General features: G+C 40.0%; 18 protein-coding genes. 6 read left to right on the plus strand and 12 right to left on the minus strand.

What is annotated here, in order from left to right:
* Positions 1 to 6: 6 nt before the first annotated feature.
* From M1D52_RS24430 to M1D52_RS24455, 6 genes are all read right to left on the minus strand, one after another.
* On the minus strand, positions 7 to 1,014 hold the full coding sequence (locus M1D52_RS24430) for an inorganic phosphate transporter (protein ID WP_013664662.1): 1,008 nt from the start codon (positions 1,012 to 1,014) through the stop codon (positions 7 to 9).
* A gap of 57 nt (positions 1,015 to 1,071) precedes the next feature.
* Positions 1,072 to 1,719, minus strand: a complete 648-nt coding sequence (locus tag M1D52_RS24435) for a DUF47 domain-containing protein (protein ID WP_013664661.1) — start codon at positions 1,717 to 1,719, stop codon at positions 1,072 to 1,074.
* Between the two features lie 115 nt (positions 1,720 to 1,834).
* Entirely contained in the window at positions 1,835 to 2,860 is a 1,026-nt protein-coding gene (locus M1D52_RS24440; RefSeq protein ID WP_437394152.1) for a sensor histidine kinase, read from the minus strand.
* Between the two features lie 22 nt (positions 2,861 to 2,882).
* Positions 2,883 to 3,560 carry a phosphatidylserine decarboxylase family protein gene (locus tag M1D52_RS24445; protein ID WP_013664659.1) on the minus strand — a complete coding sequence of 226 codons (678 nt, stop codon included), beginning with the start codon at positions 3,558 to 3,560 and terminating at the stop codon, positions 2,883 to 2,885.
* A gap of 164 nt (positions 3,561 to 3,724) precedes the next feature.
* Entirely contained in the window at positions 3,725 to 4,258 is a 534-nt protein-coding gene (gene hpt, locus M1D52_RS24450) for a hypoxanthine phosphoribosyltransferase (protein ID WP_013664658.1), read from the minus strand.
* The gene (locus tag M1D52_RS24455; RefSeq protein WP_437394151.1) at positions 4,258 to 6,294 is read right to left on the minus strand and encodes a transglycosylase domain-containing protein; all 2,037 of its coding nucleotides are present in this window, start codon (positions 6,292 to 6,294) and stop codon (positions 4,258 to 4,260) included. Before M1D52_RS24455 ends, hpt begins: the two co-directional genes overlap by 1 nt.
* A 203-nt stretch (positions 6,295 to 6,497) precedes the next feature.
* Here M1D52_RS24455 and M1D52_RS24460 point away from each other — a divergent pair, with 203 nt between their 5' ends.
* The 3 genes from M1D52_RS24460 (at position 6,498) to M1D52_RS24470 (ending at position 8,627) form a co-directional block, all read left to right on the plus strand.
* The gene (locus M1D52_RS24460; protein ID WP_437361234.1) at positions 6,498 to 7,586 is read left to right on the plus strand and encodes an Mrp/NBP35 family ATP-binding protein; all 1,089 of its coding nucleotides are present in this window, start codon (positions 6,498 to 6,500) and stop codon (positions 7,584 to 7,586) included.
* A 44-nt stretch (positions 7,587 to 7,630) separates the two neighbouring features.
* Positions 7,631 to 7,909, plus strand: coding sequence for a NifU family protein (locus M1D52_RS24465; RefSeq protein WP_013664655.1), 279 nt, complete (start codon positions 7,631 to 7,633; stop codon positions 7,907 to 7,909).
* Between the two features lie 67 nt (positions 7,910 to 7,976).
* Positions 7,977 to 8,627, plus strand: a complete 651-nt coding sequence (locus M1D52_RS24470; RefSeq protein WP_013664654.1) for a peptidase associated/transthyretin-like domain-containing protein — start codon at positions 7,977 to 7,979, stop codon at positions 8,625 to 8,627.
* An 18-nt stretch (positions 8,628 to 8,645) separates the two neighbouring features.
* On the opposite strand, the gene M1D52_RS24475 is transcribed toward M1D52_RS24470, so the two are convergent.
* The 3 genes from M1D52_RS24475 to M1D52_RS24485 all read right to left on the minus strand — a co-directional run bounded on the left by M1D52_RS24475 (position 8,646) and on the right by M1D52_RS24485 (position 12,850).
* On the minus strand, positions 8,646 to 9,218 hold the full coding sequence (locus M1D52_RS24475; RefSeq protein WP_013664653.1) for a nitroreductase family protein: 573 nt from the start codon (positions 9,216 to 9,218) through the stop codon (positions 8,646 to 8,648).
* Positions 9,219 to 9,321: 103 nt separating this feature from the next.
* A complete protein-coding gene (locus M1D52_RS24480) occupies positions 9,322 to 11,508 on the minus strand; it encodes a carboxy terminal-processing peptidase (protein WP_049794960.1) in 2,187 nt (728 codons plus the stop codon).
* Between the two features lie 160 nt (positions 11,509 to 11,668).
* Positions 11,669 to 12,850 (minus strand): tetratricopeptide repeat protein, encoded by a 1,182-nt coding sequence (locus M1D52_RS24485; RefSeq protein ID WP_013664651.1) that lies wholly within the window; start codon positions 12,848 to 12,850, stop codon positions 11,669 to 11,671.
* Between the two features lie 158 nt (positions 12,851 to 13,008).
* On the opposite strand from M1D52_RS24485, the gene M1D52_RS24490 reads away from it, so the two are divergent.
* Positions 13,009 to 14,289 carry a replication-associated recombination protein A gene (locus tag M1D52_RS24490; protein ID WP_013664650.1) on the plus strand — a complete coding sequence of 427 codons (1,281 nt, stop codon included), beginning with the start codon at positions 13,009 to 13,011 and terminating at the stop codon, positions 14,287 to 14,289.
* Positions 14,290 to 14,315: 26 nt separating this feature from the next.
* On the opposite strand, the gene rnc is transcribed toward M1D52_RS24490, so the two are convergent.
* From rnc to M1D52_RS24505, 3 genes are all read right to left on the minus strand, one after another.
* Positions 14,316 to 15,047 carry a ribonuclease III gene (gene rnc, locus M1D52_RS24495; RefSeq protein ID WP_013664649.1) on the minus strand — a complete coding sequence of 244 codons (732 nt, stop codon included), beginning with the start codon at positions 15,045 to 15,047 and terminating at the stop codon, positions 14,316 to 14,318.
* A gap of 84 nt (positions 15,048 to 15,131) precedes the next feature.
* Complete coding sequence (gene fabF, locus M1D52_RS24500) at positions 15,132 to 16,385, minus strand: beta-ketoacyl-ACP synthase II (protein ID WP_013664648.1); 1,254 nt, start codon at positions 16,383 to 16,385, stop codon at positions 15,132 to 15,134.
* Positions 16,386 to 16,409: 24 nt separating this feature from the next.
* Complete coding sequence (locus M1D52_RS24505) at positions 16,410 to 16,646, minus strand: acyl carrier protein (RefSeq protein ID WP_013664647.1); 237 nt, start codon at positions 16,644 to 16,646, stop codon at positions 16,410 to 16,412.
* 270 nt (positions 16,647 to 16,916) lie between these two features.
* Between M1D52_RS24505 and M1D52_RS24510 the strand changes: the two genes are divergently transcribed.
* Positions 16,917 to 17,336, plus strand: coding sequence for an IPExxxVDY family protein (locus M1D52_RS24510; RefSeq protein WP_041387154.1), 420 nt, complete (start codon positions 16,917 to 16,919; stop codon positions 17,334 to 17,336).
* Positions 17,337 to 17,525: 189 nt separating this feature from the next.
* The gene (gene pyk / locus M1D52_RS24515) at positions 17,526 to 18,956 is read left to right on the plus strand and encodes a pyruvate kinase (RefSeq protein ID WP_013664645.1); all 1,431 of its coding nucleotides are present in this window, start codon (positions 17,526 to 17,528) and stop codon (positions 18,954 to 18,956) included.
* The last annotated feature ends 1 nt before the right edge of the window (position 18,957 follow it).

The raw sequence follows: 18,957 nt of genomic DNA on the forward strand, positions 1-18,957 counted from the left end.
AGCTCTTTATAAAATATAATGCATAATGCCATAAGTGATGCCCGCCAAGATTGCGGATACAGGAATGGTTAGTACCCATGCCCATAGCAAACTGATTGTTACGCCCCAACGGACAGCCGACACACGCTTAACCAAACCAACACCTATAATGGAACCTGTAATCGTGTGGGTTGTAGAAACCGGGATTCCGAAGTGCTCGGTAATTCCTAGGGTCAAGGCTCCCGCTGTTTCGGCACCAACTCCCTCTAAAGCTGTCACTTTCGTGATTTTTGTTCCCATTGTTTTTACAATTTTCCATCCACCGCTCATGGTTCCTAATGCGATCGCACTATAACAGGTTAAAGGGATCCATTCCGGCATATGATCGGCATTTGGTAAATACCCGCCTGCTACCATGGCAACTACAATAATTCCCATAACCTTTTGCGCATCGTTTCCTCCGTGAGCAAAGCTCAAAGCGGCCGACGAAACTAACTGCAATCGCTTAAACCATTTTTCTGCAACCGCCGGGCGAGACCGTTTTGCCAAGTGCAAAATTATCAGCGTTATAACAATTGATATCAGCATACCAATTACAGGGGCCAACACAATGAAAGAAATTATCTTTAGGGTAGGTCCTAAGTTGATGGCACCCATAATGGAATCACCCAGAAATAGCGCATGGGCCATGCCCGCACCTGCAAACCCACCGATCAGCGTATGTGAGGAGCTGGAAGGAATTCCGTAATACCAGGTAAATAAGTTCCAGCTGATGGCAGCAATCAATCCGGCTAGGATAACTTCTAACGTAATATAATTTTCAACTACTGTCTTCGCTATCGTATTGGCAACTTTGTGATCTGTAAAATAGAAATAAGCCGCAAAATTAAATGCTGCTGCCCAAAGCACAGCCTGAAAAGGTGTCAGCACTTTAGTTGATACAATGGTGGCAATGGAATTAGCTGCATCATGGAAACCGTTTATATAATCAAAAGCAACGGCTAGCACAATAACAACGACCAGTATGGTTAACATAGATTTTAAATTTTAATTAGTGAAGGGCTTAAATGTAAAAATAGCACGCGCAAGATGCTACGCATTTTTCACTAAAATACTTTCTAACACATTCGCCACATCTTCACACATATCGGTTGCGGTTTCCAATGTAGCAAGCACCTCTTTATACTTTATAAGAGATATCGCATCTTTTTCGTATAAGAACAGGTCGCCTATCGCTTTATTATAAACGTAGTCGGCTTTGTTTTCCACACTATTTACACGAACGCAAGCATCTGCGATGCTTCGCACATTTTTCAAATTTCTTAACTCATGCATACCCTTGGAAAGCGCAGTAACCGCTTCCACAATCAGCCCCGCTAATTCGCGGATTGGATCTGTAATGGTATCGACATGATACAGCTCCATCCGATTTGCAGAATCAAAAATATAGTCAGCGATATCATCCAAAGCACTTGCAAGTGTATGAATATCCTCACGATCAAAGGGAGTAATAAAGTTCTTTCCTAACTCCAGATGTATTTGATGGGTGATTTCATCCCCCTTGTGCTCCAAATCTTTAACCTTTTTATAAAGCGTTTTTCTTTGTTCTAGATCATCTGTATTAACTGCCTCGTGAAGTGCTTGGGCGATGTCTATCAGGTTAGTACTTGCCTGTTCAAAAAGAGGGAAAAACTTTTTGTCTTTTGGAACGAAGTATTGGAATATACTGTTTAGCGACATTTTGTTTTTTATATATTATGTTGCAAAGGTATATCCTTTATGTTAAGTTAATGTTAAGTTTGTGCTAACTCTATCCAAATGAACATTTGTGTAACAAGGAAAACGGTTCATGTATTTAAGCCTTTGCTAAAGTAAACCCAAAGGTTGAACCCAATCCTTCAGTACTTCTTACGGAAATTGTTTGTTGATGCGCTTCCAGTATATGTTTCACGATGGCCAATCCCAATCCTGATCCACCAATTTGCCGTGAACGACTTCGATCGGTTCGGAAAAACCGTTCAAATAAGCGGGGCAAGTACTTCTCCTCAATGCCGATGCCATCGTCCGTTACCTCGATGAGCACCTGGTCATGCAACTCGTAGGTTTTAATATAGGTGTGTCCCTTTTCTTTGCCGTACTTAATAGAATTGCTAATTAGGTTGACCAAAACTTGTCGAATTTTTTCTCGATCGGCGTTTACAAAAATTGGATAACTATATTTCTGCTTAAAGATTAGTTCTATATCATGCTTTTCTGCTTTTAGTTCTAAGGATTCCATTACTTCCTTAACGAGCAGGGAAAGATCAAATCGTTGGTAATTTATTTTAATTTCACCGCTTTCCAACTTAGCTATTTCATCCAAGTCTTTGATGAGATAACTTAGCCGGTCAATGTTGTTGGAGGCTTTTTGCAAAAAGACTTCTGCTCTTTCAGGATCTTCATACATAAGTCCATCTTGAACGGCTTCTAAATATCCCTGAATAGCAAAAAGAGGTGTTTTAAATTCATGCGATATATTTGAAAGGAACTCCCTTCTAAATTGTTCCTGGTTTTTCAATGCATCTATCTCAATTTTCTTTTCCCTCGCCCAGGCTCTTACTTCTTCATGCACATCGTTGATAGGATCGTCACCCAATTGCTCGCCCAAAGCTTCCTTTAAATCTTTACCCAATTTAAGGTTATGGATCATTTTGTAAATGAGCGTAATCTTTCGATAAATATAGCGTTCAATGAGGTAGTAAAAAACAAAAAAGCTGCAAATGAACGCAATAACAAACGTTATTAGGAAGTAATACCAACTATGCTGAAAGTAGAAGTTTACCGAACTTAATGATAAAGCAACAATTAATGCATTTATTGAGATCAGCAACTTAAATTGCATAACCGGTTTAGTTTAAAACTTTTTAATTAATAGGCTGCTCTTCATCAAATTCACCCAAGATGGTGATGCCGCCCTTCACTTTATCGCCCAGCTTTACATTCACCTTTGTTCCTATAGGCAAGAAGACATCTACACGAGAGCCAAATTTAATGAAGCCAAATTCTTCTCCTTGCTTGACTTCTTTGCCTTCGTTAACATACCATACGATTCGCCTCGCTAGTGCTCCGGCGATCTGCCTAAACAAAACCTCTACGCCAAATGAGCTTTCTACAACGATTGTCGTTCGCTCGTTAAGTGTTGAAGATTTTGGATTCCAGGCCATCAAGTATTTCCCGGGATGATATTTAAAAAATTTGACGATACCGGTAATGGGGCTCCGATTACTATGTACATTAATCGGCGACATGAAAATGGATACTTGTAATCGTCTGTCTTTAAAATATTCTGTTTCTTCTGTTTCTTCAATAACCACCACCTTCCCATCTGCCGGGCATAATATCTTTTGTTCACTTGGACTGATTTTACGGATTGGGTTCCTGAAAAACTGTATAACCGTCACAAGAAGTACAAACGAAAGTATATATACGATCCACGTCAATATACTATTGTCTGAGTAAAAAAAATGCACCAACGCATTTATTACAAAAACAAATAATATTGAAAGCGCTAATGTCGTATAACCTTCTTTATGGAATTTCATTAGAATAATTTATTATTGTGTGTGCCCTGTAAGGTCATTATTTCGATACAAACTTAGCATATTTTTTCCTCAGAATAAATTATTAATAATCTTGCATGCCCATATCGCTGTGTCATATCAAGTTTGTTCATTGCATCATGCACAGGTACAGATAATAGGATGGATTATATCGCACGATATATGTCCTTTAAATTACGGCCGATGCCGTTATAGTCAAGACCATACCCCACAACAAATTGATTCTCTATTTCAAAACCAACATAGGCAATTTCTTCAAAATCATGTTCAAGCGCATCCGGTTTTAACAGCAGGGTGCAAACAGCAATAGAAGCCGGTTCTTCTTCCGCGATTAACGCAATCACTTTCTTCAGCGTATTGCCGGTATCTACAATATCCTCCACAATTACAACCTCTCTTCCCTTGAGCGGATGACTGAGGCCAATTAGGTTTTTCACTTCTTCTTCCCGTTGATCACCTCGATAGGAGGCCATTTTCACAAAACATACCTCTGAAGCAATATGTACTTCTTTCATCAGATCGGCCATGAACATAAAACAGCCATTTAGCACACCCACGAACACCGGTATTCTATTTTCATAGGCTACATTTAGCTGTATCCCTATGAGCCGTAATCGCTTTTTTACCTGCTCATGCTCGATCATTAGCTCAAAATCTTTCTGATCTATTTGTATTTTCATCAATCCTGCTGCTCGTCTTTTTTATCTTTTCCAAAAAGCCTTTCAAAAAAACTTTTTGCTTCTTTAAGCTCTTCCTCCAAAATGTCCGGTTTAACCGTATCCACTTGAAGCGTATCGGGCCTTGCGGGCCGGAGTGCCTCCCTAAGCGTTACGTTATAAAACCCGTAACTGCTACTATCGCGCGGCACGAGGCCACGCCGGGCCATAATACCGCCTATTAACCTAAAATAGCCTCCTAGGTAGGGCTTTAAATGGCCATCATACTGGAATGGATAAAGGCCTGTCTTTGGTTTCGGTATGATACTGGCCAGATAAATGCTTTCTCCTACATTCAACTGGGAAGGGTGCTTTCCAAAATAAAATCGCGATGCTTCTCCGATTCCATATACGTTTCTACCCCACTCAATAATGTTAAGATAAACCTCAAACATTCGATTTTTACTGACTATCTGATTATTTTCAATCAGCCAAACCATCAATATCTCTTCTATTTTTCGCACCAATGTCTTTTCTCTTCCAAGAAAAACGTTTTTTACTAATTGCATGGAAATCGTGCTACCCCCTCGTTTAAAAGCTTTGGCTTTTAAGTTGGCCGTAATAGACATTTTAAATGCATCAATCACAAAGCCTTTATGACTAAAAAAAGAAGGATCTTCGGTGGTCAACACCGCATTCCTGAGATTGGGTGATATTTCATTAAGTGGCGTGAAGTTGGGATTATTGGGCGACACATCAATACTACGCATCGCCTTTCCGTCTTCATAAGGTATGTAAGTAAATGGCGTATTAATCTTTGCTAAATTCGTTTTACCCCATGAATTTATGCGAAACCCTTTTTTATCCATTCCCGCAGCGAGACGTACACTGTCAGGATTATCTAAATCTACAAATAAATCTAAGTGGTACTTCAATTTTCCCGAAACCCTAATGCCTTCCAAATTATCAAACATTCCATGAGGAAATGAGTCAAACATATCCTGCGCATCAATTTCCGGCATATCTACACCCAATTCCACCGTACGATGTGGTTTAAAGGTTATCTTTCCAAAAGGATGGGCAGACAATTTTTTTATTTTCACTTCCGAACTCCTGTCCAAACCGATATAGTTTTCGCCCACCAAGACCTTCGCATCGATATGCCCCTGTGGAATGACGATTTCCTGCTCAGCTATCCTCCAGTGTTGAACAACAAGATTTTTGGCCGCCCACCCTCCTGATATTTGTAGTTCTCCGCCATTCATCGTCACCTTTCGCAAATCCGTTTCCAATGTATCAAACTTTAAGGTAAGTCCATACTTCTTTTTGATAACCGGTAATTCAACTGCTTTGCCCTCGGCATAAACTTTAAAATACAATTGCTTTTTAGACGGACGTACGCGCCCTAAAACATGCCACACCGCTTCATTCCCATTAATTTTTACAGTAGAAGACAAATCACCGTCATCAATGATGGCTTTTGGTACCGTTATAATTTGCTTAGCACTATCGTCCACATAACTTGCCTCGAAATTGGCAAGCTTCATGTTTTCGGGAATTTTATAAAGCACGCTGTTGATTAGCTTATCGGCCAATTCGGCTAAATTCATTTTGGTGCCCCGTTGCGTAGTATCTGCCTTTTTCTGCTTAAACAAGAAATCATAATTACTCAGGCTGTCTTTTTTTACAAAAGATAAGGAAGCATCGTGTAGATTCAGCGCAGAGACTTTTACATCTCCTGATAAAAGTGGCCAAAGTTTCACGGTGACATCTAAATAATCAACGCCCAATAGCTGTTCCCGTTGGTTTGGTACCACGCGAAAGCCTTCGAATGTCACGGTACTAAAGCCAGAAAAATACGCTTTATCTATCTTTACATAGAGGTCATAATCCGTTTGAGCTTGCTTTTTTATTTGCTGCAGTGCTTGCTGCAACAAGCTTTCCCTTTTATTATAGATGACGCCGAGCGCGATCGCTAACACCACCAAAATCGTCCCCAGAACGATTAGCGCAATTTTAATGTGCTTCGGATGAATTTTTTTTAAATATTCTTTTATCATAACGGGTGGACGCACTATTATTCGTCAAAAGTAACACTATTCTCTCATTATTAATGGTTCATTCACATCAAAGATAGGGGGATGACTATCGACGCAATGTATACTGTACGTTTGTTTATAAAATGTAGAAATACCGCAAACCCGGGTAAAGACCGCATTATCTACCCTATATTTCGTATTTTTGTACAAAATATGGAGTTCAAATGATAACTAAAGAACAGATATTACATGCTTTAAGTTTTGTTGAAGACCCTGATTTCAAAAAAGATCTTGTTACCTTAAACATGATCAAAGATATTGAAATCACACCACATAAAATCAGCTTCAGTGTTGTGCTTACAACGCCTGCTTGTCCTATGAAAGATCATATTGAACATGCTTGCCGTAATGCGATCGCGCACTTTGTCGACAAAGAGATTGAAGTTTCCATTAACATGACATCTCAGGTAAAATCGGCTCCCAATCAACAACTGGATAATATTAAAAATATTATCGTTGTGGCTTCAGGAAAAGGAGGAGTAGGGAAGTCAACCGTTGCAGCTAATTTAGCGTTAGCACTTCATCTTAAAGGAGCAAAAACCGGCTTATTAGATGCCGATATTTATGGTCCATCCATCCCTATGATGTTTGGTGTAGAAGGCGCACGTCCCAAGGCTTCTAAGACAACCGATGGAAAAACGAAAATAGAACCGATTGAAAAGTTCGGGATTAAACTATTATCTATCGGTTTTTTTACGGATCCGAATCAGCCTATTCCCTGGCGAGGGCCAATGGTAAGTGCTGCTATCAAGCAGTTGTTTAACGATGCTGATTGGGGTGAATTAGATTATTTAGTGGTTGACTTGCCTCCGGGTACCGGCGATGTACACATCACAGTAGCTCAAAACTATCCCGTTGCAGGAGCCGTTATTGTAACGACGCCTCAAAATGTTGCCTTGGCCGATGCGACAAAGGGTATTGGCATGTTTATGATGAATGCGATTAATATCCCTCTACTAGGGGTTGTTGAAAACATGGCCTATTTTACCCCCGCGGAACTACCTGACAATAAGTACTATATTTTCGGAAAGGATGGCGGCAAACGACTGGCTGAAAAGTTTGATGCTCCTTTTTTGGGCGAACTTCCTTTGGTCAAAAGCATTAGTGATGCCGGTGATAATGGCTATCCCATTGTAACTGATGAGGACGAGCTTATTTCCAAAAACTTTATATCAATTGCCGAAAAAGTGGCGCAACAACTGTCCTTACAACATAATTTAAAGGAAGTACAAAAGCCGGATTTTACACAGTAAATAATTTTTAGTATCTTTACATCTATTTTAAAACCACAAAGGTTATGAGCTTACAGGAGAGAGTAGAAGAAGCACTAAACACCCTAAGGCCTTATCTCGAGGCGGATGGTGGTAATGTAACCATAGAAGAAATTACGTCAGAGAATGTCGTTCGCTTGCGCCTGCTAGGATCGTGTGCGTCTTGTTCAATGAGTATTATGACTTTTAAAGCGGGTCTGGAACAGGCCATTCAAAAAGCTGTTCCCGAAATTACCGCAGTAGAAGCAATTAACATTACCGATCCAAATGACCCGAATGCTACCATGCCCCAGCGTGTTAACTAATTGACGCAAATCCTTTTAACATTATTTAACAGGAGCTTTTGCTGAGTTTTGGTAGTTTTATTGCATTATGAAAAAAATCGTTTTTGTAACCTGCTTGCTTATTTTAAGTGTGTCTACCTTGGCATTTGCCCAACAACATACCGAAAAGAAGCTGGTACAGTTTAGCGGAGTTATACATAATGCGGATTCAAATATCGCTGTGCCCTATGTAACATTGACAAATCTCTCTTATCAAAAGCAGCTGTTTAACGCAAATCATCAGGGTTTCTTTTCTTTTGTAGCCCATGAAGGGGACACGATAAAACTCAGCGCTGTAGGATATCGTTCCGAGCAATTAGTGATTCCTAAAACCACCACTAACAAAGTGACGGTCAATTTAACAATGAAGGCGCAAATCATCGATTTGCCCGTCGTCACGGTTTATCCATGGGCCAGTATAGATGAATTTAACTACGCATTCATGAATTTGCAGATCGCCGATGACGATTATCTAATCGCTCAAAGAAACCTTTCTTATGAGTCATTGGTAGCGATGTCTAAGGTAGTTCCAAGAAACGCAACCGAAATACAAAATTTAGACGCGACCAGCAGACATATCGGTTTAACCAATAAGACTGTCAATCAACGCAATTCCAACGCATTGTTTAGTCCCTTAGCCTGGGCAAATTTTATCAACCAAATTACGCAAGGAAATAAGAGTCGAGCGAGCGATAATTAGCTGTACTCCCTTACATGATTAACTTTTTATCCATCGAATTTTTTCTTCGACAGGTTTTCGTTGGCCTTCTGCTTCTTTTTCATGATGATATCCTAGATAAAAAAGTCCCAAACATTCCTCATTTTGACTGAGTTGCAGAAAATCGCTCATCCCACTCAAGGTACCCGGCGTACTCCAGTATCCACCTATGCCTTTCGCTTTTGCTGCAAGCCAAAGATTTTGCGTCGCACACCCGACAGCCGCTATTTCCTCCCAACGCGGAACGATTCCACTATAAGCTATGTTAATTGCAATTACCGCCGCAGATTTTAGAATTTTTTCCTTGATATTATCAAACTTTTTTATCAAAAACTGCTCTTCTTTCGTTTGCACTCGATATAATTCGGCCATCTTATCAGCAAGCGCTTGGAGCCCTTGCCCTTTAAATACCGTAAAAAACCACGGTTGGGTGAGCTTATGACTTGGTGCATAATTAGCATATGTCAGAAGTTCCTTTATAATTTCATCAGGAATATCTTGATCGATATAACTTACAGGAAAAACACTTCGTCTATATTTTATATTATCCAGAATTATCTTTTCAGCAGACATATGTTTGTCGTAATTAAATGAACGGTTGCTACATGCTATAAAAAGCCATAGCCACTTGCAGTGGCTATGGCTATGAGTCCGATGTGTTCGTCGAACCAAAAAACTACTTTGCCGAAGCAGCCACTTGATTATGAACAGCAGGTTTCAATTCTATGAAATCGGCCATGATGTCTAAACTTTCATCTTCGATGAAATCGTTATCCATCCGTGGAAGCGCTTGTCCTTTTGCTATGGCCGGTAAGCCTTTTAGTTGCCGGCGAGCGTTTACACGATCTCTATTTTTTGCATCTTGATCTTCTCTTTCCTTCTTTAACTTCGTTTCCTGCAAGGATACAGAAGTCTCTCCTTCACGCTTATTGAACGCTTCGATATCGTCTAAAAGATATTTATATTCTGTAGACGTCTTCATCCGTTCATTATGCTTCTTTATCAGGGCGGGTTTGATCGCACTTAAATCGGCATAAGGGTTATAAGAAGAAGATTTAATTTGGTCCCAAGGAAGAGCTGCTTTTTCTGAACTTTCTCCAAATTTATCTGCTGCATAAATCATAGGAAATTCTATATCAGGCGTGACTCCCTTATGTTGAGTGCTGCTTCCATTTATTCGATAAAATTTGAATGTTGTAAAATTTATTTGTCCGAATTTCGGGGCACCTTGAGGCATGCTTTCATCAACATTGGAAGCTTCATTCGTTTTATCTCTGGCACTCAATAACAACCTATCGGCACGGCTAATAAATTGATCCATGGCTACCGCACTTTGCACAGTCCCTTTTCCGTAAGACTGGGTTCCAATAATAATTCCACGTCCATAATCCTGGATTGCGGCAGCAAAAATTTCAGAGGCTGAAGCGCTGAATCGGTCGATTAAAACGCCTAGCGGCCCTTCCCAGCTTATGCTTTCATCCTCGTCGTTGTTAATTTCCACGCGATTGTTCGGGTCTCGAACTTGCACAACCGGCCCTGATTTAATAAAAAGTCCGGTCAATTCTACGGCTTCAATTAAAGACCCTCCACCATTCGCCCTCAGATCCATTAAAACCGCATCGACCTTTTCTTGTTTTAAGGTATCTAATATCCGCCGTACATCTCTTGTTGTACTCTTATAATCAGGATTTCCAGCTTGCATTTCTTTAAAATTCAAGTAGAATCCCGGAACTTTTATGACTCCTATTTTATACGTTTTTCCATCAGCGCCCTTAACCTCTTTCACTTCTTTCTTTGCTGATTGCTCTTCATCTACAATCTTATCTCTCACTAAGGATATTATTTTTGGAGCAGAAGTAAGTTCTTGGCCAGCGGGAATTACTTTCAATCGAACCGTTGTTCCTTTAGGCCCCTTTATTTTAGAGACTACATTACCAAGCCGCCAACCAACTACGTCTACAAATTCACCGTCACCTTGGGCCACAGCAATAATCCGATCATCTTGCTTTAGGGTTTTATCGCGAAAGGCAGGGCCGCCAGGCACTATACGCATTACCTTTACGACTTCATTATCCATCATTAACTGCGCGCCTATTCCTTCAAACGAACGGGCCATACTCTCGTTAAAGCGCTGCGCATCTTCCGGAGTGAAGTAATTGGTATGAGGGTCAATAGCGCCCGTAAAAGCATTCATCATAATTTGAAACGCATCATAATTATTAGACGTGTTTTCCTGTGAAAGCAAATTTTGGTACCGTTCTTTTAGCGTTTTTTTATTTTTTGTCTCCTCGCCTTCTTTTCCGGTACTACTCAATTTCAGATTTAAAAGATCGTATTTTATTCTTTTCCGCCAGCTTTCCTGAGCCTCGGCCTCGGTTTTGAACCAAGCAAGTTTCTCTCGATCGTAAACGAAAGACTCCTCTTTAGTAAAATCATATTTCTTGTCTATCTGGGAAATGGCGTATTTTAATTGCTCATTAAAGCGCTTTCTGTAAACATTGTAAACATGAAACATGGCACTTAGATCACCATTCTTTAAATCATTTAACAAGACTTTACGATAAGGTTCAAAACTGTCAATATCCGATTGGAGAAAATAATTTTTCCCTTGATCCAGATTTTTCAAATACAGATCAAAAACGACGGATGACAGAGAGTCATCAAAAGGAACTTTTTTGTAATGCGCCTTTTCAAGCAGGGCGACTAAATCTTTGGTTATAATTTCTTGTTTGGCATTGGGCCGCAGAGCTCCTGAACCTTCATCCAATTTAACGCGCGGGTTAGCACTACAAGCAACTGCTGCAGCAATAAACAACGCCAAAAACAATTTTTTCAACATCTCTTGGAACGATTTAATATCCATTATTTATACGTAATACTCTCTTGGACAACGCTGTCCTCAAGGCTTTAAAATTATCAAAAAAAGAACCAAAAACCACACAGCAATATAGTATAAAACTATTTCTTTTGTAAATCATATAAATTTTACATTTATGCGATGCTATACTTTGTCGGAGGGCTTGTTACATGGAAGTATTCTGCATTACTGTCATGGTATCTTCTTTTGTTTTTGATACCGTGGCCTTTACATCGCTAGTGGGAAATAACCGATTTTTGATATGGTGATAAGCTGTTAAATATTCAGAGGCTTTTGTATAATTTTTTGTCTGCAAATACACATCCCCTAGATCATCATATATACGTAAGCTCAACATCTCATCACCTGCCTGTAAAGCATATGCGGCTGCAGAAGTATAATCGGTGATGGCTAGATCATACTCCTTCAGTAATTTCTTTACTTTACCAAGATGGTATAAGCTATACGACAAATCACGCTGACCATTACTTGCCAACGAAGCAACTTTTACAGCCTGAAGGTGGAACCACCTGGATTCGGTATATTTTTTTTCCAACAAATAAATGGCAGCCAAACTATTATAAGCACTCACACGACCGCTGGTGTTTTTCTCTTTTTTGTACAAAGGCAAAACTCGTTTAATGATATCATGCTGTGCTTCTTTAAATTGTCCTTTTCTAGCCTTCAAAAGTGCTAAATGCTCTAAGGCTATCGCCATGTTATGTGTACTGTTTGCCTTTAATGCAGCTTTACTCATTAGCTCATAATAGAGCAGGGCTTTATCGGTATTGTCCAGAAACTCATATAAGGCCCCTAAATTATTTGCAATAATAGCTTGTGCATGGAAGTCGTTAATCTCTCCCTTTATAGCAAAGGCTCGTTCAAAGCTACCAATAGCTTGTTCATAGCCCCTGTCTTCTACATATAAGAGCGCCAGCCGGTTTTGCAGATCTGATACCATTTCCATATTTCCGATTTGCAAATAGGACTGTAAAGAACGTTGGAGAGAATTCTGTAGATCGGCTCTATTTATACTTGTATGCGTGGGTAAAGGATAATACTGCCCGGTCTGCTGCAAAACAGCGCTGAGGCCTCTTTCTTCCAACCCTTTTGTAACGAAGACCGCAGCCATGCGCTTTTTGTCAAACTCTTCTTTCAGCAATTGCTCCTTGGTCTTCTCGGGTGGAAGTTCATATAAAACAGGGCCAATTCCTGAGAAATCTTTTACGGATACTGTGTCTGGCACAATCCCCCTATCACTTCTTCTTTTGGATAACTTGCCTTTTACCCCCGGTGAGAAACCCATTAATAGGCAAGAAACCAATGTATATTTAAGTATCTTTTGCACGTACGCCGTTTTTATTTATTTCCTATTATACAAACTTATATAAAATTGATTTGATTTGCAATTTTATGATATCCAAGACATAACCTATTTTTTCGACTTCTTTGTCGCAATGTTGGTATTGCTTTTAGATAAAAATAATAGTAGGTTTGCTAAAAAAGATGGCAACAACTCCTCCTTTGGCTGAGCGCATGCGCCCTGAAAATATAAATGATTATGTTGGTCAATATCATCTATTGGGCCCGGATGCTGTTTTAAGAAGATCCATTGAAAGTAACAATCTTCCATCTATGATTTTATGGGGACCTCCCGGGGTTGGAAAGACGACCTTAGCTTATATCATTTCGAAGCGTTTAAATCGCCCGTTTTTTAACCTCAGTGCAATAAATGCCGGGGTTAAAGATGTTAGGGAAGTCATTGAACAAGCGAACTTAAGTAAGGCCATGTTTCAGGATCAACCCATTTTATTTATCGATGAAATTCATCGTTTTTCAAAATCCCAACAGGACTCTCTGTTAAGTGCTGTTGAACGGGGACTGGTTACCTTAATTGGAGCAACAACAGAAAACCCATCTTTTGAAGTTATATCAGCATTACTATCCCGTTGTCAGGTATATACGTTGAAACCATTAGACGAAAGTGACCTTGTAACACTTTTACAAAAAGCCCTCGCTAATGATCCGGTCCTAAAAGAAAAAAAAATCATTATTGATGAACATGAGGCTCTTCTCCGAATTTCAGGGGGAGATGCCCGGAAGCTACTTAACGTATTGGAACTGGTTAGCAATGCTCTTCCTGAAGGCAACCATCATATTAATAACGAATTCGTGCTCAAACAGGTTCAACAGAACATGGCGCTCTACGACAAAGCCGGTGAGCAGCATTACGACATTATTTCCGCCTTTATCAAATCGATCCGAGGAAGTGATCCGAACGCCGCAGTATACTGGCTGGCACGGATGATTGAAGGAGGGGAAGACCCATCCTTTATTGCTAGACGATTGCTTATTCTGGCCTCCGAAGATATCGGCAACGCAAACCCAAATGCCCTGTTGCTTGCAAATAACTGTTTTCAGGCTGTAAATGTAATCGGATGGCCTGAATCAAGAATCATTCTTTCGCAAACGGTAACCTACATGGCCTCATCAGTCAAAAGCAACGCTGCTTATGAAGCGATTAACAAAGCACAGGCGCTTGTTAAACAAACGGGCGATTTATCGGTTCCTTTACATTTAAGAAACGCACCTACTAAACTGATGAAGAATTTAAATTATGGAAAGGAGTACAAGTATGCACACGCATACGATGGAAATTTTGTTGAACAAGAATTTATGCCTAAAGAAATAAGAGGCCAACAATTGTATGATCCGGGAAAAAACCCTTCAGAACAAAAGCTAAGGGAGCATCTACGGAAACTATGGAAAGATAAATATGGATACTAGTAGGCAACGACCTAACCTTTACGCCGCTAAATGATGCCTAAGGCTTCGCAGGCTTTTTCCGCAGCCAACTTTTCGGCATTTTTCTTATTATAGTCGCGCCCCGTTCCCCTGACTTCCCCGGAAATAATAGCTTCTACCGTAAATAATTTAGCGCTCTCTCCTTCTGCATTATTCGCTACTTCAAACAACACTTCGTTCCCCGTGGACTGACACCATTCAATTAATCGGCTCTTAAAATTTGTTTCGGTTTGCTCTAACAGGTGAATGTCTACGTGAGGCTTTATAATGCGGCTGAGAAGAAAATTACGGGTAAACATGTATCCCTTGTCAAGATAGACTGCTCCAATGAGAGCCTCAAAGGCATCGCCCAATAAAGAGCTCGATTTCCCGGGATATCCTACCATTTTCGAATCGTATTGTATGAGTTCATCGAAACCCAGCTTTCTGGCTAATTGGTTAAGATGAACTCTACTAACAATCTTTGAACGCATCTCCGTTAAAAAGCCCTCATCTTTATAAGGGTACATTTTAAACAAAAGCTCGGCGACAACTGCGCCTAGAATAGCATCACCTAAAAACTCCAGCCGCTCATTGCTATTTTTTGTTCCTTTCTTTACCTGTACCGCAACCGATTTATGACGAAAGGCCATTTGGTAAAGGTATAAATTTCCCGGTATAAATCCGAGTAAATTTTTTAGTGCCCGAACGTATTTTCGTTTGGACGAGAGGTAGAGCTTATAAATGCTAAAAATAGACATTATTCATTTGGAAAATTTTCAGAATTCCATAGATATGATTCAGCGAAGCTTTCGAAAAGATACGTTTCTCAAGGCAGAAACACATTATTCTTCGTACTTCTTGAATATAACGGAGGCGTTATGCCCACCAAAACCAAATGTATTACTTAAAGCATAGTTGACTGTTCGACTTTGCGGTTTATTAAACGTAAAGTTAAGTCTGCTATCTAAGTTGGGATCATCGGTGAAATGATTAATCGTTGGAGGTATGATACCATTTCGGATGGCCAAAATGGAAGCGATTGATTCTACCGCCCCAGCCGCACCTAACAGGTGACCTGTCATAGATTTGGTTGAGCTAATGTTAAGCTCATAGGCATGAGCTCCAAAATGATCAAGAATGGCCTTCGATTCACTTATATCTCCTACCGGCGTTGAAGTACCGTGCACGTTAATATAGTCGATATGTTCATTAGAAATACGGGCATCTTTTATGGCATTGGTCATCGCTAGCCGCGCACCGAGACCTTCCGGGTGGGACGCAGTAATATGGTGCGCATCCGCACTCATGCCTCCACCGATCAACTCCGCGTAAATCTTTGCTCCACGTGCTTTTGCATGTTCCAAACTTTCAAGGATAATCGTTCCCGATCCCTCGCCGGCCACAAAACCATCCCGATCATTATCGAAAGGTCGCGACGCGGTAGCAGGGTCATCGTTACGTGTTGAAAGTGCATGCATTGCGTTAAAGCCTCCTATACCCGCTTCGTTGATAATGGCCTCTGACCCGCCACTAATAATAACGTCGGCATATCCTGTCCGGATATAATTGAGGGAATCTATCAGTGCGTGTGTCGATGAAGCACAAGCTGAAACGGTTGAAAAGTTCAACCCATGCAGTCCATACTTCATGGATATATGCCCAGGACATATATCCAATATCATTTTGGGTATAAAAAAGGGGTTGTATCTAGGTGTCCCGTCGCCTTTAGCAAAGTTACTTACTTCGTCTAAAAAGGTTTTCAATCCGCCAATTCCCGATCCCCAAATTACACCGATACGATTTGTATTTAACTTGTCAAACTCTAACCCGGCATCCCGTACAGCCTCTTCTGTAGAGGCAAGGGCATAATGAACAAATGGATCTAACTTACGAGCCTCCTTCCGATCCATAAATTGAGTAGGATCGAAGCCTTTTACTTCACACGCAAATCTTGTCTTGAATTTCTCTGCATCAAAATGCGTAATAGGAGCAGCTCCGCTTACCCCGTTGATCAAACCATTCCAATATTCAGAAACAGTATTACCAATAGGAGTAAGCGCACCTAATCCTGTTACTACTACTCTTTTAAGCTCCATTTATTCGATTGGCCTAATTTTTAGTTAGTTAACGTTTTTCTCTAAGTAAGCTACAGCTTGTCCAACAGTGCTGATGGTTTCAGCTTGGTCGTCAGGGATAGCTACGTTGAATTCCTTTTCAAACTCCATGATCAACTCTACGGTGTCTAATGAATCAGCACCTAAATCATTGGTGAATGAAGCCTCTGGTGTAACTTCATTTTCGTCAACACCTAATTTCTCAACGATAATTGCTTTAACTCTTGAAGCGATATCAGACATGATTTTTATGGTTTAATGTTTAATAAATCAGTGCAAAGAAAAATAAAATTCAGCAAAAATCAAACCTTTTTAAGTTTTAGGCCTAATTACTTTATTCTCAAAGACATTTTACCATAGGCAATTTGTTCAACTTAAGGCAGAAAATTACTTCCCTTAAACACTTGTTGTGCCAAGTGTCCTTAATAACAAATGATTTTTTGTTTTGTGTTAAGTATGTCAATTGCAATAGAATAGCAATTTATCTAAGTTTGCACCAAAGTTTTAGAAACATTGAATAAGCTGACATTAAAATACGAATTGGATATCGACTTCAATTTGGTGGCCATAACTTGCCCTTTAAAGGATTATCGGCTATGCTATTATATTAATAAAGTTACAGGATTGGACCTACACAAAATAGACGATCATGAAATTTGGCAAGACAATCAACATTCCTTTTATTTCGGAAGATACTACTATGAAGACAGCAATAATGAAATTTCCTACTACCTTTTAAATAATAAAGGTCTCGAGGGGGGGGTACTCATTCCGGAGATGAAAGTCACGGATTTTTTCTTATTGATAAAAAATGCCATCGATGATGAGCTGCTGGAGTGGCAGATCGATCAGATAAATAATTTAAAAGAGGTAGTTGTAGCATCCGAAATAGATCCACATAAATTGAAATCGAGAGAAAATTTAGTATTTTAGCTTGAGAATGATTTTCTTACCTTTGCCCGTGTAACTTTTACACTATTGTGAATAAAAACAACGACTTTTTCCCGAGGGGAGAAAAGGTAATTAACAGAATAATAGAATTAACAACCATAAAGAACAACTATATTTCCGGTAAACCAAGGGCTTATAGTATGTTCAACGCCATTAAAAACTAGCAATAAAATGAAAAAAGTTCATAAGAGAACTAAAATTGTGGCCACTTTAGGCCCCGCTTCATCGCCAAAAGAAATATTAAGCAGCTTAATTGAAAAAGGTGTAGATGTCTGTCGTTTAAACTTTTCGCATGGTAGCCAAGAAGATCACCTCAAGGTTATTAATACGATAAAGGAGATTAACGCCGAAAACAATTTGAATATCGGAATCTTGGCCGACCTACAGGGCCCTAAAATACGTATAGGAAAAATGAAAGAAGGCGGAGCCATTTTATTAAATGGAAAACAGCTTCGCATTACTACTAAAGAAATGATAGGAAATGAAGAAGAGATCTATATTACCTATCAAGAATTTCCAAAAGACGTTACTGAAGGAGAAATCATCTTGTTAGATGACGGAAAAATTCAGCTTCGGGTGTTAAAGACCAATAGTGTCGACTCGGTTACCTGTGAGGTGGTACACGGCGGTGTACTGACGTCCAGAAAGGGTGTTAACCTTCCTAATACAAAAGTTTCTATCCCCAGTTTAACGGAAGAAGACTTAGATAACCTTCATTTCGTATTGAACTATGATGTTGAATGGATCGGTATGTCTTTCGTTCGTACCGCCGAAGACATTCTACAATGCAAAAAAATAATTGCGGAGAGGGGCAAAACAGCGCGGGTCATTGCAAAAATTGAAAAGCCGGAAGCGATCGAAAATATCGACAGTATCATTGCCGCTACGGACGGGGTTATGGTTGCAAGAGGGGACTTAGGTGTCGAAATCCCGATGGAACAAGTCCCTCTATTGCAGAAAATGATTGTTCAGAAATGCCGCGATGCTTCTAAACCAGTGATTATTGCCACGCAAATGTTGGAAAGCATGATCACTACGCCTAGACCTACCCGAGCAGAGGTTAATGATGTTGCTAACTCTGTTTTGGATGGAGCTGACGCCGTTATGCTTAGCGGAGAGACATCTGTAGGTGAGTTTCCTGAAATTGTAATCGAAACGATGACAAAGATTATCAAAAACGTAGAGGGCACGGCTTATCCTTATTTTTCACCACGCAAGCCCGGGCATAATCCATCTACCTCCATTCCGGATTCAATTTGTGCATCGTCGGTTTACCTCGCTCAACAGGTAAAAGCAAAAGCGATTGTAGCAATGACCTCATCCGGCTACACGGCCTTTGAAATCTCCAGCCACAGACCGGATTCAGACATCCATATTTTTACCGGAAACAAATCGCTTCTTAATACACTTAGCTTACTTTGGGGTGTAAAAGGATTTTACTATGATGGGGAAGAAAGTACCGATTCTTCTATAGCAGATGTAAATTCTCAGCTTAAAGAAGCCGGGCTGATCTCTTCAGGCGACCTCGTAGTCAACACCGCCTCTATTCCGATCAGCGAAAAAGGAAGAACGAATATGATTAAAGTCACTGAAATCAAATAAG

Source organism: Olivibacter sp. SA151, assembly GCF_054130995.1.

Coding starts and splice junctions, on each gene's coding strand:
- M1D52_RS24430 (WP_013664662.1), bottom strand. CDS start 1,014: ATGTTAACCATACTGGTCGTTGTTATTGTGCTAGCCGTTGCTTTTGAT.
- M1D52_RS24435 (WP_013664661.1), bottom strand. CDS start 1,719: ATGTCGCTAAACAGTATATTCCAATACTTCGTTCCAAAAGACAAAAAG.
- M1D52_RS24440 (WP_437394152.1), bottom strand. CDS start 2,860: ATGCAATTTAAGTTGCTGATCTCAATAAATGCATTAATTGTTGCTTTA.
- M1D52_RS24445 (WP_013664659.1), bottom strand. CDS start 3,560: ATGAAATTCCATAAAGAAGGTTATACGACATTAGCGCTTTCAATATTA.
- hpt (WP_013664658.1), bottom strand. CDS start 4,258: ATGAAAATACAAATAGATCAGAAAGATTTTGAGCTAATGATCGAGCAT.
- M1D52_RS24455 (WP_437394151.1), bottom strand. CDS start 6,294: ATGATAAAAGAATATTTAAAAAAAATTCATCCGAAGCACATTAAAATT.
- M1D52_RS24460 (WP_437361234.1), top strand. CDS start 6,498: ATGATAACTAAAGAACAGATATTACATGCTTTAAGTTTTGTTGAAGAC.
- M1D52_RS24465 (WP_013664655.1), top strand. CDS start 7,631: ATGAGCTTACAGGAGAGAGTAGAAGAAGCACTAAACACCCTAAGGCCT.
- M1D52_RS24470 (WP_013664654.1), top strand. CDS start 7,977: ATGAAAAAAATCGTTTTTGTAACCTGCTTGCTTATTTTAAGTGTGTCT.
- M1D52_RS24475 (WP_013664653.1), bottom strand. CDS start 9,218: ATGTCTGCTGAAAAGATAATTCTGGATAATATAAAATATAGACGAAGT.
- M1D52_RS24480 (WP_049794960.1), bottom strand. CDS start 11,508: ATGGATATTAAATCGTTCCAAGAGATGTTGAAAAAATTGTTTTTGGCG.
- M1D52_RS24490 (WP_013664650.1), top strand. CDS start 13,009: ATGGCAACAACTCCTCCTTTGGCTGAGCGCATGCGCCCTGAAAATATA.
- rnc (WP_013664649.1), bottom strand. CDS start 15,047: ATGTCTATTTTTAGCATTTATAAGCTCTACCTCTCGTCCAAACGAAAA.
- fabF (WP_013664648.1), bottom strand. CDS start 16,385: ATGGAGCTTAAAAGAGTAGTAGTAACAGGATTAGGTGCGCTTACTCCT.
- M1D52_RS24505 (WP_013664647.1), bottom strand. CDS start 16,646: ATGTCTGATATCGCTTCAAGAGTTAAAGCAATTATCGTTGAGAAATTA.
- pyk (WP_013664645.1), top strand. CDS start 17,526: ATGAAAAAAGTTCATAAGAGAACTAAAATTGTGGCCACTTTAGGCCCC.